A 16,572-nucleotide genomic window follows, 5' to 3' on the forward strand; every position below is an offset into this window, starting at 1 on the left:
TTTATCTCCTTTCCTCACACGAAGGGAATTTGTCCATCAGCGATACGTATGTCCCGCGAAGAGGGCGCGCGGACTTGACAAGGGTTTCAGAGTGTCTGACAATGTAGTCGGAATCCCAATACGAACTCTTCTGGAGGCGGCTTATATGTACAAAATCGTTTTGATAAGACATGGAGAGAGCGCGTGGAATAAAGAGAACCGCTTTACGGGGTGGCAGGACGTGCCCCTCTCGGAGAAGGGGCTTGCCGAGGCAAAGGCCGCGGGCGAGCTGCTGAAAAAAGAGGGCTACGTCTTTGACAAGGCCTATACCTCGGTGCTGCGCCGCGCGATCAAGACGCTCTGGTGCGTGCTCGAGGAGACGGACCTCATGTGGATACCGGTCGAGAAGTCGTGGCGGCTCAACGAGCGCCATTACGGCGCGCTGCAGGGGCTCAACAAGGCGGAGACGGCGGCGGAGTACGGAGACGAACAGGTTAAGATCTGGCGCCGCAGCTATGCCACACGCCCGCCGCTCCTGACAAAGGACGACGAACGCTGGCCGGGCCATGAGAGCCGCTACGCCTCGCTCTCACCGGCGGAGCTGCCGCTCGGCGAGTGTCTGGAGGATACCGTGGCGCGCGTAGTCCCCTACTGGCGGGAGGTCATCGCCCCCGAGGTCAGGGCGGGCAGGCGACTGATAATCGCGGCGCACGGCAACAGTCTACGCGCGCTGGTGAAGTATCTCGACGACGTATCGGAGAAGGACATCCTGGAGCTGAACATCCCCACTGGCGTACCGCTCGTCTACGAGCTTGACGAAGAGCTCAAGCCGATCAGGCACTATTACCTCGGCGACGCGGAGGCGATCGCCGCCGCGCAGGCCGCCGTGGCAAAGCAGGGCTCGGCGAAAAAATAACGGCACGGACTGATATCGATCTATACGGGCAGGGCGGAGCCTATACGGCTCCGCCCCTCGTGTTGTTACGCGTCGACGGCATAGCCGCCATTTTTACTCAAAACCGTCTGCCGTTATTTTTTTCGTTTCCAGGCGGCGAGCGGCACTAAAGCTATCAGCGCGAGCAGCGCAAAACCGGCGGAACAACCGCCGCCGGAATCTCCGCTCCTCGTCCGGCTGGCGTTGCAGACATTCAGCAGGCCATATTTTGAATAGCCCTTACGCAGCACGTTTTCCGCGCCACTCATCAGCATCATTTTTATCTCGTTCGCAGATTTATCGGGATAGACGGCGCAAAGCAGCGCCGCCGCGCCCGCCACCATCGGCGTCGCCATCGAGGTGCCGCTCCAGCTGTCGTATCCGGTTCTGTTATATTCCCTGCTGCCGGCGTAGCTGTACATGGGGGTCGTGCTCATTATATTGTCGCCGGGGGCCATGATATCCACCCATTTGCCGCTGGAGCTGTAATTGGAACCAGAAGTTATCCCCAATCCGTCATGTTCGTTCGAAGCACCGACTGTTATCGTATTTTCAAACCGGAAGCAGGCGGGATAAGGCCGCATTCCCTCGTAATCGGAATTTATGGGGTTATCTATGTCCTGATCTTCGTTCCCCGCCGCCATACAGACGATTATCCCGGCGTCGCTTACCAGTTTTATCGACTGCGCGTACGGATTAGTATCCTGGTCCACAATTTCCTTCCAGCTGCCTATAGACATATTCGCGACACGGATATTGAGGCCGTAAATCCTTTTAAGCGTCACTATATAGTTGAGCGCCCCAATGGTATCGGCAACAATAGCAGCCGTGGCAAAAGATTTTTTGTTATCTTTATCGCATAGCTCCCCCACGGTGAAAACTCCCACCGGCAGTATTTTCACCCTCCAGTTGACGCCCGTTACGCCTATTTCGTTGTTTCCCACCGCGCCGATGATCCCGGATACATGCGTGCCGTGACCGCCAACGTCGCCGACCGTCGCATAATCAACCTCGCGCGGGTCTTCGATCGTGACGTCGCAAGAGGGCGTTCCGCTTCTGACAACCTCAGTGACGCTCCCGTTGCTGTGAAACATTTTTCCATATGTACCATCCGGCAGTATGCCGCTGATGTTAGCAGCGAGGTCTGGATGATCGTAGGCAGCTCCCGTATCGAGCACCGCGACATACACCTCCTCGGAACCTACCGAGGCATTCTCCCACACCTCCGGCACCTTTATCCGCTTAGGCCCCCACTGCCTGTTCCACAGCGCGTCATCCGGCGTTTTGCCATGCGCCTTCATCCTGTAGTTTTTCGTTACGCCGATCACGTCGGGGTTCCCCTTGAGCGACAAAATCAATTCGTCCGCCGTCTTCGTCTGCGAAGATAGAAGGACGATGCTCCGTCCGCTGCCGGCGGTCAGCGCTGGATAGCTCCTCCGTGAAACCGCGCCCACGCTCTTCGCAAGCGCCGCGGCCTTCGCCGCGGAGCCCTCTCTAGCCGCGGCGCTCAAGGCTGAGCCGGTCATATTCGAGTCGCGTGTAAGCACAATGACCTCGTTCTCCACATAGTCGGCTCCGTAGGCGACGGAACAGAATAAGAGGATTATTATAGATAAAAACAGCGTTCGCAGGTTATTCCTCATAAGGTATCTCCCTTTCATTTCAGCTCTTGAAATATACACAACACACCGAGAACCCTCTTTAATACCAATAAATTGATTCACCCAAACACCCCGCCGCTCCATGCCTCTAACCTTTCTTAAGAATAAGAAACTCTACATAACAAGGCGGGATTCCATTTTTGTGGTTGTTTACGCCCCTTTAATCCTTTTAGTAAATAATTAGTGTTAACTATGATACCATAAAGATTGCGCACCCATAATTTCGGCACTGCCAATTTTTATTTTTTCTCCAATCGGCATTGCGTTTTTATTTTTATAATTGGATAATATTGACAGAGATAAAGGAGGATGGCCTATGCTCTTTCACGAAAAACTTTCCCTGCTAAAAGAGGCGCTCGGCACCACCAGTTCGGCGCTCGCGCGGAGCTCTGGGCTTGACGCCTCGTGTATCTGCCGCTACCTCGGCGCGAAAACCCAGCCGCCGCGCTACGGCAAGGCGGTGGCCAGTATCGCCGCCGGCGCGGCAAAGCTCGCGGTGGACGACAAGCGGGTGCGGGAGCTCAGAAAAAAGATCGGGGCGTACAAAGAAGAGATACTTCAAGAGGCGCTCGTACGCTGGCTCAACGCCGCCGATTCATCTCTTAAGGAAAGAAAACATCCGGAGCCGCGCAAACCGCTCCGCGGCATGAAGAAAAAGCTGATCGCCGACACGGCGCAGCGGCTTGACCTGCTGATGGAGACCTTCAAGACCTCTAACGCGGCCCTTGCCCGCTATGTGAACGTCGACGGCTCCTCGATTTCACGTTACCGCAGAGGCAGGCGCGGCGTAGGGCTTGAAGACCCCGTGCTGCGTGATATCTGCCGCTACTTCGCCTTCGTCTGCCGCTCCCAGGGCATCCCCAAGGAGCTGTCGGCGGAGATAAACGTCTCTCCTGACGAGGCCGCCAATGAGGAATATATGACGGCTAAGCTCTTCGCCTGGTTCCGGGAGGCCGGTTCCGCAGAACATACGCGCCACCTGCTGCAGGGCATAGACGCCGCGGAGGCGCAGGACCTCTCTTTCCGCGCAAAGATCGAAAAGACGGAGAGCACGAGACTCACCGAAGAGATATCCTACGGCGCGGACGGGGTCTATTCCTTCTTCCTTAAATTCACGAAGATGATTCTCGCGAGCAAAGAGCCGCTCAGCATACACATCTGCGCCTCCGACTTCAGCTGGTTCGCCTGCGCGCCGCGCTTCCGCGACGACTGGCGGACGCTCATGCAGGATATCCTCTCCCGGGGACACCGGATAAAGATAATCCACAATCTCAGTCTCGACGCAGACGAAATGTTCAGCGCCGCGGAGTCGTGGATACCGCTCTACATCTCCGGACAGGTGGAGCCATATTATCTCACATGCCCAAACCGCTCCCTCTTCTGTGAGTATGCCGGCGCGGCGGAGGGGCTCTGCTCGATGCGCTTCTCCTGCTTCAAAGGCAGGGAGGACGAGGTGACGGCCTTTTTCTCAAGGAGCCGCGACAAAGCCGCCTTCGTAAAGAGCCAGTTCGACGACCTGCTGACCCTCGCAAAACCGCTCGTGAAGATATACAAGAGGGAAAATGCCGCGGAGCTGCGCCGCGATATCGAAAATAACCGCGCGTCGGCGGGCGGCGACATCATCAAACTCATGCACAGGCTCTCGCTGGAATCGATGCCCGAGCACCTCGCAAAACAGATATTTGAGAGGACGATCGCCGACAAGGCCGCGAAAGATGAGATGATGAAATATTACCACGCCAGAAGGCGGGCCTTTCTAAGTTCGCTCTCGGAGGTCAGCGTCACCGAGATATACCCGGAATATTCACCGGAGGATATCGCCGAAGGACGCGCCGCGATATACACTCCCTGGCTGCCGTGCCGCAGGGAGCTCTTCTACACCCCCGAAGAGTTCGCGGAACACATAAAGGCCATTGAGCGCCTCACGCAGGAGCGCGCGAATTACCGCTGCGTCATGCGCCCCGACCTCCCCTTCAAGAACATCGACATCGTCTCAAAAGAGGGGGAGGCCACCTACGTGGTGAAAAACGACGAGCCGCTCGCCGCCTTCTCCCTCCTGCACTCCTATATGAACTATGTCATCGACAGATATCTGCGGCGTTATATACCCTCCGCCTGATTAAATTTTTCGCCGGCTGTGCGTGATAAACACAGTAGAGGGGGAGGCTGTAACGCCTCCCCCTCTTATTTTGCCTCTAATATATATTAGCTGTTACCTCTTCTTACGCCATGCCAGCGGCAGCAGGGCGAGGAGCGCAAGCGCTCCGAGACCGACGCCGCATCCACCGGAGCCGCCGTCGTGTTCGATGGAGTTCCAGAGGACCTTATACTGGCTCCTGGGGTCGCGCTGTTCCGAGGCGAAGAGATATGGAGAGAAGGCACGTACAGCCACGCCGTTGTCGTAATCGCAAAGCTTAGGGTCGTAGACAAAGCTGAAGGTACGCTCCTCCCCCGCCCTGATGAGGGGGAATTCCGTCGCTCCTAGCAGCGAGCGGTTGACGCCCCTTTTGCCAGCGAGCAGCCCCACACGCAGTAGCGGCACATAGTTTATCTCTTTTTCTTCGCCGCCGATGTTGAGCCTGCCGCCCGTATATTTCACCCTGACGTCGATCTTCATCTTCTTGGAACGCGATTTTTCGTCGATCGTCAGCGGTTCTTGAGAGACGGTGCCATCTTTCGCCATTTCGTAGGCCGTGACGCCGGTTATCGCGATATCGGGATAACTCTCAACGGAGATAGAGGCCGCGCGCGAAACGTTCTTCGCCTGGGCGCTCACGGTGCCGTAGAAATCTTCCGGCCTGTAGCTCCCTACAAGCACGCAGCCGTGGTCGTTGTCGGTGCTGAGCTGCTCACCGTTGTAGGAGATCACCGCGTGCAGCCAACCGAGGCCGGTATCCTTAGGGGCCGTCCAGCCGTTAAGAACGGCGTATTCCCAGTTATCTCCCGTCTCTTTATTTTTTCGCCCTTTTATAGCATCGATCGCAGCTGCCGGATTACCGTCATCACTATGTATCTCTTCACATCTGCCGTCGAATTCGGGGCTTTCGGCGGGATAGTTTTCCCCTCCGTCATTCCACGGCTGGTAGTAGAATTTGACCTTGACCTCGCCTGTGTCAACAAAACTGTAGTTTATCACGCGCAGTCTCAGGTTATACTTCTGGCCGCATTCGAGTAGTTTTGTCGCAGTGCCTTGATGATCCGCAGTTGAGGCCAGCGCGCCGCCGTCCGTCATTTCAAAGCTCAGGCCGCGCATCTGGTGGCTTGTATTAGGGTTGTCGTTTTCTGCGAGGTAGTAGATCATGCTCTCTAAATTTTGCCCCGCGGATTTATTCTTTATATCGTTGCTCCAGCGGAAGGGCAGCAACAGCCCGGGGTCGGCATGGGTATTATAGGGGCTGCCGCTCCCCCATATCTTGCTCTGGAACGATTCGAGCTTCGGCACCGCGTAGCCGACGCAAAGAGCCCCGTCGTCCTGCGTGAAGTAGGCGATGTCCGACTCAAACTGCATGTCAGCGGCTGTCCAATCCTCTGTGTACATCGTGTAATTGCGGGCTCCGGGCCAGGCCATCGTCACACTGAACATCTCTGAGACGTCGGTTGTGGTCGTCGTGTCCGTACCCCAGGTACCATCTCCCTCCATATCGAATTTAATGGTTCCTTCCCTGTTGCCAAACGGGAAATGCTGCCCCACCGTCGGATGAAAATAAACGTATCCTCCGAGTGTATAACGGGAACTGCTCATCTCAGAATTGGTCGTATTTGACGAGGCGTCCAAACGAAATTCGCTGGCATCGAGATTGCCTATAACGTTGCCGGTACCGTCAACAAATACCTTGCCGTTGATGTCGGCCCAGGGATTGTACTTATCTACAGCTAATTTTTCTTCCGTTCCCTGCGGGTATCCCGTTATATCGGAGAGCCGCCTTGGGTAGGTAAAGAGATTGTAGTTATCGTGCAGCGGCTCGTACCAAGAGATACTCCTCCCCGGAGTCGGCGTGAAGGTAGAGGCCGTCTCCGTGGGGATAACAAACTGAATATAGTTCTGCGCCTGGTATTTTTCGCCATTGTCGTCGGAGACAGTTATGAACTTTTTATCCTCCGGGAAGATCACCGGATAGCGGCAGATATTGTAATCGTTGGCGCGGTAGTAGAGCTGGTCGTCACGGTCCGCCTTGTAGGAGAAGGTATAGCTTGAGGTCGAAGACTTATCCTCCGTATTGTCATTTACCCATTCGCCGCAAAATTTCCCACCAACATCAAGCATTGGATCCTCGTTGGCGTTGTTTTCCGAGCGATTGAATATTCTGTCCATCACACTGCCCCTATGCGAAATTTCCAACCCCAGTGAAGCGCCGAATTTTCCGCTGCTTGCATTAGTGACGGATGTAGATCTTCCCCATTCGCCTCCGCGCTGCATACCGGTATAGTAGCCATCTGTGTCGAAGACGGCGAAGGAATCAAGCGTCACTTTGCCGTCCTCTTCGGCATAACCCGACAGCGCGCTGCCGGCGGCGTTCACACGGTCCCAGTGCTTCGGCGGAGCCTGCGTCACCATGTAGAGTTCGATGTTGTCCTCCACCGTGATGACCGTCGGCTCTCCCAGCACCAGACTCTCGCCGTCGAGGTCGGCGGCGACGATCCGCGGGACGAGATTGGCCGCCTTCGCGTCATTGACCGGAGTTGGCTGGCCTTGTGAATTGCTGCTGCCAAGTCTGATAAAGCCGTCATTGCTGTTCCATTCGTAGATGACCCAGTCAAGGTTCCCGCCGTTACCCAACTGTGTGACGCCGATCTGGCTGGGGTATGTAACAACGGCGGGCTGATTTGCCGAGGGATAGTTAAAATGCCCACAGGCCATGGAATAGCGCATGAAACTATTCGCCATCGCCCAGCCGTTGTGCTCCATATCCCAATAGCATATCGACGGATCTGAATCCAGCGCGACGCTGCCGTAACTTCCCGGCCATTTTGCCACAAAGAGCGTCGTGTCATGTTCGGTCTGAGAGGTGGCGGTGAACCACACCAGCTCCGGCACGCCGTCGCCGTCCAGATCGGCGAGCTCCGCGTCTATCGGCGGCATGGAACAATTTTCTCCGCTGATGCTCAGGCCGTCAAAGGTCCGCTCTCCCGTATCGTGGTTACCGCGGCGTATCGACCAGGAATCCAGCCCGCCGGTACATTCCAGCACGGTAAGGTACAGCGACGATTTCTGGTAATAGGCGCTCGTATCGGCATTTACAAGACAGAGCTCGTCCCTGCCGTCGCCGTTCAGGTCTCCCGCGGCGATACCGACGCTGTCGTTCTGCAGATACGACTGACCGACCTCCGAGTCATTCTCATATGGTTTGTTTATTTCGCCCTTGGCCAAATCGATGGAATATACATGGAGGCTGTTGTTATGTCCCAGCCCGTCCGGACCCTGCGCCATCGTATGATAGAGCGCGACCTCCTTGACGCCGTCGCCGTTGAAATCTCCGAGCGCCGTTCTCATGCTGCCGGCCGGTTTGACCTGCGTCAAGCCGCCAACTATATTCGAGGTGTCGCTGAAATGGTCGTCGTCGCGCCAGAAGTAAGTTATATTACCAGGATTTGAGTCGTTTTCGAGAAGGGATTTGCCGTCCACATAGAGCACCGCTATCCCCACCGCCTCATTGTCGCCCTTCGGCCTGCCGTTGGGGTTGTAGACATAGCTGATCACATAATCGGTGTAGCCGTCCCCGTTCCAGTCATACCCCTGTACATCGGTACAGACATTCATGTCGAGGGCCGGAGCGTCGACCCATGAGCCGTCGGCCTTGAATCTGTACTTATAGGCCGGAGCCGGCGCGCGTTTCCCGTCGGTGAGACAGGCTATCGACCGCAGACCGTTCTTATCCAGCAGTTCAATGGCAAGATAGGTAGAGCCGTTCTCCCCGTCTTTCATATATAAATATACGTTACAAACTACGCTGCGCGGCACGGCATACTCGCTCTGTGTGTAGAAGTCGGGAGATACCGTGATCTTTTCCGTGATCTGACCCGGACATGAGGCCATCGCGAAGACGCGGTTGTTGTCGTTGACATCCAGAATCAGCGTGTTACTTACATCCAAAAGCGTATCGCCGACTTTTTTGAGCGCCTCGTCGTTGGCGACGGATTCATTCTGCCCGCGGAAAGTTCTTATACTCCAATTATTGTCCATATAAGAGATCGTTGCCCGATTTTTGGGCACTATATGATATTTCCACGCGCCGTCCAGCGGATCGTTCGCTATCGACTCCGGTATCCCCGTGGAATCGGCGTCAGCCTTCAGCAAAGATCCGCCGGCATAGACCGCCGCGACAAGAGCGACGGAAAAGAGAGCCGCCATAAGATACTTTTGGAAAAGCCTGATTCCGTCTCTTTTAGGTCTCATTAAGCCACTTCCTTTCACATATTGTACAAAAATTAATATTAAATTGCCCGTAATATCATAAATTATAACAGAGATATTGTTAATTTTTTTGATTTTATTGCTTTTTTATAAAAAAACGGCAGTGCCGCTTGTCAGAAAATAATCACCGCTCTAAAAACCTCTGCCTCATTCTCCGGTATGATAAACTGAGACCACCGTCGACAAACCGGCGGAAAAAATCTTCAAAAAAGGGAGGCGTCGGGATGAGAGATCACGGCGTAAAACTCTACAACGTAATATTTCCAATATGGCTGCTGTGGCTCTTCCCGGGGACATGGCTCGTCGTCCTGCCCGCCTGTTTTCTCATAGATCTGCTCGTCGTCGCGCTGACCTTAAGATACCTGAGGGTGAAAGAGGCTGGCGAAAAGGTCAAAGCCGTCATCATTAAAGTCTGGCTCTGCGGCTTTGCCGCCGACCTCATCGGTACCGTGGGGATGCTCTCCACACTTTTTATGGACGGCCGCCGTTTCGGAGGATGGGTGGGAGATTGGCTGCGCTGGAACGTCGCCGCCGCCGTCGAGCGCAACCCCTTCGACAGCATCTTCGGCCTCCTGTGGGTGGCCGGCTGCGTCGCGCTAGCGGCCTTTTTCATCTATCTCTTCAATTACAGGTTCTGCCTCAGCAAAGCGGGGCTGGAGGAGGATGAAAAGAAAAAACTCGCCCTCTCGCTCGCGGTATTCACCGCCCCCTATCTTTTCTTCCTGCCGACGGAGTGGCTGTTCTATTAGGCGGGACACGCGTATCAATTAAAAAAGACAGGATATGCCGTTAACAATAAAATGATGTGAGAGCTGCGCTTCGCCCGCGGCTCCGTGAGACAAAGAGAACCCCTAAAGTACCGGACTCCGTGCCAGGCCATGAGTGACGGAAGGGGAGTTTGGTTTTGCCGCTCCGCCCTCCGAGACGAGCCAGAAGTAACAATAAAATGCGGCCGCCCCTTTTATCCCGGGGACGGCCGTCTTTTGAAGGTTTTTCGTTATCGCTTAGTTATCGTACTGTGACTGGTAGATCTTGACCACTGCTTTGTCGCCGTTTTCGGCCCGGAAGGTCAGCGTCGCGTCGCCAGAGGTGACGGGCTGGGATTCCAGCGTCACCCTGCGCCATTTTATATCATCAAGGTAGGTTTCGCCGTCCTGCGAGGCGTCATAGACGGTCATATTTGAGGAGGCGAGGTCCAGCAGGTTTTGTTTGTCATCGGCGGCTTTACAGAACCAATATTATGGCCTCAATAAATTTGCTCAGCTTTTATCTTTGAGCATTGACACTTCATGATTTTACGCATTATGTCCATTGTTTTGATATCACAGCTATTAACAGGGCAATGCATCAGCAGAATATGTATATTAAGCTATTTGGCATTGAAATTTTATACATATACGCATATGAAATATTGTAAGAACATGCTGTTATGTGCATAATTACTTAGCAAACAGTTAGCAAAAGGGGGTTTATCGTATGCAGAATATATTTTTTATTAAGAAAACCGCTTACAGCAAAGGAATCTCAGCCGCCGGACTGCCGGACGTCATTTCCCTTGCGCACAGACAGTGGAACACTCTCGGGCGCGTATTCGGGACGCTCTGCCTGTTACTTATCATCGTCTCAGCCGCTTGTGCCGAACCGGTGAAGATCAACGGCAAGAAGCTGGACGACGTGCAGGATATCCTCACAGAGACGATGGGAAGACGAAATTTCCTCAAGCATGACCTGATCCAAGCCCTTTGGTACAGACCGGACGACTCCAAAGACACGGGCTCGGACGTGCGTCTTTATCCCATGCGTTTCGACCCGGCGGCGGACAGCCACACCGAGAAGCCGCCCGTGGCTCTTTACGGGTCGCCACCCAAGGACAGCGAATGGACGTCGGGCATGCATCCGGCCATCACGACAAAGCCGGTGAACGGCGACAACGGCTACCGCGTCCTGCTGCCGGACTTCAGCCATAACGGCCATGACAGGCTCTATCATACCGGCGTGGTGCGTATGGACGAAAACGGCGATTTCAAAATCGACGGTGTGAGGGCGCTGCAAACCGATGTCCCGTCGGGGAACGTTTACCCTACCGGTACGACAGCGGGACTTTTCGTCGACGGTGAAGAGGCGGAGAGCTTCGTCGCCGCGCGGATGACGGTAGCCGCAGGCGGGAATACGCACCTCGGCGACAAGGTCACCACCTACAACTTTTACCTTGAATTTCTTGACGGGCGCAAGCTGAACGACGGCACCAACAACTCGCCGATGGCCTTGAGCCTTCCGCTTGGCTCGGCCACCGCCCTGTGCCCTAGCGTCCGCGTCGCGGCGGGAGATTTCGACAACGACGGAAAGGCCTCCGAGGTCGCCTGCATCTTCTCCGGCCCCGGCAGTGGCTATATGTTCCAAATATATAAGATCACGCGCGACGCAAACGGCTCGTTCAGAGCCAGCAAGCTCTATGAGCACGACTGCGGACAGAGGGATAACAGCGGGAAGAACATCGACGGCTGCGACGTAGCGGCGGGGGACTTCAACGGCGACGGGAAGCAGGAGGTCGCGGCGGTCTTCAACGACCTTAACGGTGAAAAAAGTGGATACGCAACGGTGCAGATCTTCTATTACAGCGACGGTGAATTCAAAACTGAGTGGAACAACAGCGTACGCGGGACGACGACCACCGGCTGGGCGGCACGACCGCATCGGTATATGAGAAATTCTATGGCCTGCTCGCCGCCGCGGGCGACCTGGACGGCGACGGGAAAGACGAGATCATCTACGCCGCACCGCACTACGGCGGCAATAACTTGGCCGGTCAGGGGAACGTCCTCCTCTCCGTGTGGAGCGCGGACGACAATTTTTCCCCCTCTGAAAGGTATTTAATGAGGACGGGCAATTACCTGCAGCAACACGGAGCCATGCCTTATTACACACTCCAGTTTCTCTCCCTCGCGGCGGCGCCGCTTTCGGGGAATCTGAACGCAAGCGGCATGGCCTGCTCCGACGTGCTTCTATCTCTGGCGCTGCGTGAGGCTAACCTTAAATCGGACGACGGAAACATCCTCTGGCTCTACAAGAGCAGGCTCTCCGGCACGAGCTTCAGCGGATTTCAGAACGGCGTAAAGCTCTTACGTGAGGATAAAGGTTTCGCGGCAGCGCCGATGACGGCGAACTTCGCGAAGGAGTCTCTGCTTCTGGGCGAGCCGACCCACATGGTTGTGCGCAGCAGGAAAAGTTACGCCTCCGTGATGCAGGCGCCGCCGTACCACGTAGACTATATCACAGCGCCGTGGAGCGACTCTGGGAGCCCCGCGCTCACAAACTTCTCCTACACGGGCAGCAGCGTGACCTACGAGAAAAACAACACTGAGAGCCAGACGAAGGACATCGCCTTTGACGCGCGGCAGTTCACAGAGCGCGGCGTCGACGTCGGCGGCAGCGCGACGGCGACGGTAAAGAAGCTGGCGGGCTTCTCCGTCGGCGGCAGCGCCTCGCTCGGCTGGAAGAAGAGCACCTCCCAGTCGCTCAGTGCGGCGAACAACAGCAGCGCCTCGACCGCCGCGACGATAACTTCAAAAACCGACACCTCCGACAGCCTCATGTTCTACAAGGCCGACTTCCACATCTGGCGCTACCCCGTGATCGCCCCCGCGCCGACGGGGCTCTTCGGAGCAGCCATCAACGGCACGATCTCCGGAACGGAGGACGGAACACAGTATTTCACCTACACGATGTCGGACGAGCCGACGCGCGTACAGGGAGACGCGGGACAGAGCTCGCAGTTTGACGACTACAACCCCATCCACGAGGAGGGCAACCTATTCTCATATCCGACGACGATAGAGAGCACCCCCGGCTACGCGGACAAACAGGCGGACCTTTCGCTCGCGCTTGAGAAGACGCTTGGCGGCGATTACACGGAGGAGCTCATCTTCTCCCAGCAGGTAACGGATATCACAAGCCTCAAGACGACCGCTAAGGACCAGCGAAACGGGAACCTGTCGCTTACTCTCGGATGGCCAAAAATCGTCGCCGGCTCCCTCTCCGCGAACAGCATGATGGGACAGGAGATCGGGGACAGCAGCTCTTTCACCAAGTCCTACCAGTCGTCGGAAGGGTTCAAGGCCGACTTCGCCTCACCAAAGTTGGGATTCAACGCCGACTATGTAGCCTATCTCATGAAGATGCGGGCCTACGCCGACGCCGCGGGCGTGATGAACATGGCCTTCGCGGTTGACCTCGCGGACGACACCGCAGCCTGGCTCTGGCGTACCACGGGAAACGGCTCCGTCTACGCGCAGAAACCTGACCCCTCGTTAATACTCCCCACCCGTTACAGCCGCTACAAGGACAGCGAAGATCTGATCAAGTGGACCGTCAATCTCGACGAGCGCTCCGCGACGCAGATATGCGGCATCCGCTTCTACGACAACGACAACCTGGCCGACGCCACCTCCTCGCTGCGGTGGGGCGGGAACTACACGATCAGCATCCCCATCTACAACGCGAGCTTCGTCGACGCTGGGAACGTCACCGTCGAGATGGGCTACGCCGACGAGAGCGGCGCGAGATACCGCATCGACAGCCGCACCGTAGATCTGAAGGGCTGGAAGCAGAATACGGAAGACAACAAGGCCGTGGTCTCCTTCGACTGGACCGTTCCCAACGGCATGGCGGAGGGAAACTATGATTTTTACTTCCAGATCGACCCGGACAACAAGCTCGACGAAATTCACAAAAATTGGAACACCACCTCCGGCGACGCGAACTATGACCCTGGCGGAAACAACAGGGGCCGCTACCCCTTTGCCGTGACGGCGGAGGACAAATCCGCCAGGGACGCCGCGACCCGCGCAATAGGGACGGAGGCCTTCTCCCTGACGGTCAACGGCATGAGTTTCGACAGCTTCAGCAACTCGCTCGCCGGTAAGACGGAGGACTTCCGCGCCTTTGGTACGGTGAGCTTCAACGGAGACAAACCGCTGCACAACGTCTACGTCGAGGTGACGGCGCGCGACGCAAAGGATGGCACAGCGCATGAACGGCTTGTCGCCAACCGCTACATTCCGGCGGTATTCCCCGGCGCCGCGAGTGACTTCTCCTTCATCGTCTCGCCGTCAAAGCTGAAGGGGCACCGTCTGGCGGTCGCAATCCGCTGCGACGAGGGCTATATCTCCTTCGAAAAGAAGCCGAGCGGCGGCAGCGGCGGAGGCGGAGGCGGCTGCAATACCGGCTGGGGCGCGGCGGCGCTGCTCCTGGCCCTGCGCTCCTCTTCCGGCCGCGGCGGCGGACTGATTAGAGGTAAAACGGCAGAGGTTCTGCAAAACCGCTGACAATATAATCACCGAAAGAGGCGCGGCCGTTGAGTTTACCTAAGCGGCCGCGCCCTTTATACAGGGCGTCCTTCCGTGCCGGAGGACGGGCCTCCGCCCGCGGGTGACGGGCGCGTGGTTTACACAATCGCTTAATATTTGATAATATGTATAATATCTATATTGGCATTGACATTATACGCTAACAGTGCACAAAAAATATCGCCGCAGCCTGTAAAGAGGGCATATAATAATTGGAGCGGGAGGGGGATACGACGACGATGTTATTCAACGAGAAGCTGAGTGCGGTAAAGGAGCTTTTAAAGACGACCAACGTCGCGCTGGCACGCGCCGCCGGCATCGACGCCTCCTGCGTCTGCCGCTGTGTGAACGGCAGTTATGTGCCGTCAAAAAACAGCCGCATATTGAGCTGCATCACCAACGGTATCGTGAAGCTGGCGGATAAAAAGAGAACCGCGGCGCTGTACGGACTATGCGGCGGCGAAGCGGGACGCACGCTGCGCGAGGCGCTCTTTGCCTGGTTCAGCGCGGAGGATTCGGGGCTGAAAAAGGAGCGCACCGTAAGGAAGAGGTCCGCGCCGCCGCTTGATAAAAAAACTAAGAGGGCGGAGAGCGCCCTGCTCGCCGCCAAGCTGAATTTCCTCATGGAACAGCTGGAAGTCTCAAACGCGGCGCTGGCCCGCTATGTGAACGTCGACGCCTCGGCGATATCACGCTACCGCGCGGGCAAGCGCTCCCTAAGCTCCCATGCGGAAATTTTACCGGAATTCTGCCGCTATTTCGCCTTTCTCTCCCGCTCGCAGCGGCTGCCGGAGCCCCTGGCCGCAGAACTGCGCTTCTTGCAAGAGGATGAGGAGTCGGCGGCGGCAAAATTTTTGGAATGGTTCAGAAAAGACGACGCCTCCCATCTGGCTCTGACGCGCGGATTTCTCGACGGCATCGCGGAGGCGGCGGAGATACCGCAGGCGGAGCGCCGGACGCCGCGCGGAAGGGCGGTGGAGGGCAAGGGTTTGAGCGTCGCGGAAGAGATGTTTCTCGGAGGCGGCTCCGTCGAGCGGGCCTTTGCCAGATTCGCGGAGAGCGCGCTCGATTCGGAAAAGGGGCGAACGATATACTTTTACGCCGCGGATTCCGGCGGGCTCGGCGGCGGCTTCGCCGGGTTATGGAGTTCTCTGGCCTCGGAGCTGATCGCCGCGGGAAACAGGATAAAGGTGATCCACCAGCTCGATTTTAATGTTGACGGGATGTTCCGCGCCGTCGAGCCGTGGCTGCCGCTCTACCTATCCGGACAGGTGGAGCCTTTTTATCTCACGAAACCGCACCGCTCGCTCATGAACGAGTTTGTCGGCGTAGCGGAGGAGCTTTCGACCATCTATTTCTCCAACGCGGACAACGACAGCCCAAAGGCGGCGGCCTTTTTCACCCAAAACGGAGATAAGGCCGCGGTCGTAAAGGGCCGTATCGCACAACTGCTCGCCTCCGCAAAGCCGCTGCTGGAGATATATACGAGGGACAATCTGGAAAAGCTGTATGGCGACCTTGACCGCCATCTGCACGCCGACGGTGATATTGTGAAGGTCATGCCGCTCCTTTCGCTGGAGACGATGCCAGAGCATCTGGCGGAAAAGATATTCGACGCCCACGGCATCACGGGAAACGAACGCGCCCTCTTCGACAGGTATTACCGCGAGAGGAGAGCGACCTTCCTCTCATCCCTGCGCGAGGTGAACGTAACGGAGATATATCCCCGCTTCTCCGAGGAAGAGGCAGCGGCGGGAAAGATAACGATGCGCCGTCCCTGGCTCTCAGAGGGCGAGCATTCGCTCTATTCACCCGCGGAGTATAGGGAACACATGGAGGCGATGGCGGCGCTGGAGAGGGAGCACGCCAATTACCGGCGCGTATTCCTCCGCGATTTTCCCTTTAAGAATATGGATATAATCTCCAAACAGGGGCAGGCCGTCTATGTGATAAAAAACGGCGCCCCGATGACGGCCTTTTCTTTCCTGCACTCGCATATGAATTATGTGCTGGAGAGGTACATAGAGCGATTCACGCGCTGACGCGCGGCACAGGTAAAACAAAACCGACGGCGCAGGATTCAAGCTCGGAGTCCGGAGCGGCAGGACAAGACCAAGCCCGCCTCTATCCGTCACTCCGGGCTTGCCCCGGAGTCCGGCGGTTTTTCTTTTGTCACGTCGCGGCGGAGACGCGATGTTCAGATGTAGTGATTTTTTGCGTTTTTCATGTGTGAATTTAATC

Annotated in this window: 9 protein-coding genes; 6 read left to right on the forward strand and 3 right to left on the reverse strand. The window is 56.4% G+C overall.

Annotated features, from left to right (window positions below; genetic code table 11):
* Positions 1–145 precede the first annotated feature (145 nt).
* Positions 146–895, forward strand: coding sequence for a 2,3-diphosphoglycerate-dependent phosphoglycerate mutase (gpmA, locus tag BED41_RS13715; RefSeq protein ID WP_066747498.1), 750 nt, complete (start codon positions 146–148; stop codon positions 893–895).
* A gap of 113 nt (positions 896–1,008) precedes the next feature.
* On the opposite strand, the gene BED41_RS13720 is transcribed toward gpmA, so the two are convergent.
* Entirely contained in the window at positions 1,009–2,556 is a 1,548-nt protein-coding gene (locus BED41_RS13720; protein ID WP_066747500.1) for a S8 family serine peptidase, read from the reverse strand.
* 334 nt (positions 2,557–2,890) lie between these two features.
* On the opposite strand from BED41_RS13720, the gene BED41_RS13725 reads away from it, so the two are divergent.
* Entirely contained in the window at positions 2,891–4,693 is a 1,803-nt protein-coding gene (locus tag BED41_RS13725) for a hypothetical protein (RefSeq protein ID WP_066747506.1), read from the forward strand.
* 93 nt (positions 4,694–4,786) lie between these two features.
* Here the strand turns inward: BED41_RS13725 and BED41_RS13730 are convergent, their stop codons facing one another.
* Positions 4,787–8,968, reverse strand: a complete 4,182-nt coding sequence (locus BED41_RS13730; protein WP_066747508.1) for a Synerg-CTERM sorting domain-containing protein — start codon at positions 8,966–8,968, stop codon at positions 4,787–4,789.
* Between the two features lie 242 nt (positions 8,969–9,210).
* Between BED41_RS13730 and BED41_RS13735 the strand changes: the two genes are divergently transcribed.
* On the forward strand, positions 9,211–9,735 hold the full coding sequence (locus BED41_RS13735; RefSeq protein ID WP_066747514.1) for a hypothetical protein: 525 nt from the start codon (positions 9,211–9,213) through the stop codon (positions 9,733–9,735).
* Between the two features lie 255 nt (positions 9,736–9,990).
* Here the strand turns inward: BED41_RS13735 and BED41_RS16560 are convergent, their stop codons facing one another.
* The gene (locus tag BED41_RS16560) at positions 9,991–10,164 is read right to left on the reverse strand and encodes a hypothetical protein (RefSeq protein WP_157102368.1); all 174 of its coding nucleotides are present in this window, start codon (positions 10,162–10,164) and stop codon (positions 9,991–9,993) included.
* 298 nt (positions 10,165–10,462) lie between these two features.
* Here BED41_RS16560 and BED41_RS16810 point away from each other — a divergent pair, with 298 nt between their 5' ends.
* From BED41_RS16810 to BED41_RS13750, 3 genes are all read left to right on the forward strand, one after another.
* Complete coding sequence (locus tag BED41_RS16810) at positions 10,463–11,860, forward strand: FG-GAP repeat domain-containing protein (RefSeq protein WP_066747517.1); 1,398 nt, start codon at positions 10,463–10,465, stop codon at positions 11,858–11,860.
* Positions 11,752–14,310, forward strand: a complete 2,559-nt coding sequence (locus BED41_RS13745; RefSeq protein ID WP_367593417.1) for a hypothetical protein — start codon at positions 11,752–11,754, stop codon at positions 14,308–14,310. Before BED41_RS16810 ends, BED41_RS13745 begins: the two co-directional genes overlap by 109 nt.
* Before the next feature lie 233 nt (positions 14,311–14,543).
* A complete protein-coding gene (locus BED41_RS13750) occupies positions 14,544–16,373 on the forward strand; it encodes a hypothetical protein (RefSeq protein ID WP_066747521.1) in 1,830 nt (609 codons plus the stop codon).
* The last annotated feature ends 199 nt before the right edge of the window (positions 16,374–16,572 follow it).

This window comes from Cloacibacillus porcorum, assembly GCF_001701045.1.
Lineage (GTDB): Bacteria > Synergistota > Synergistia > Synergistales > Synergistaceae > Cloacibacillus > Cloacibacillus porcorum.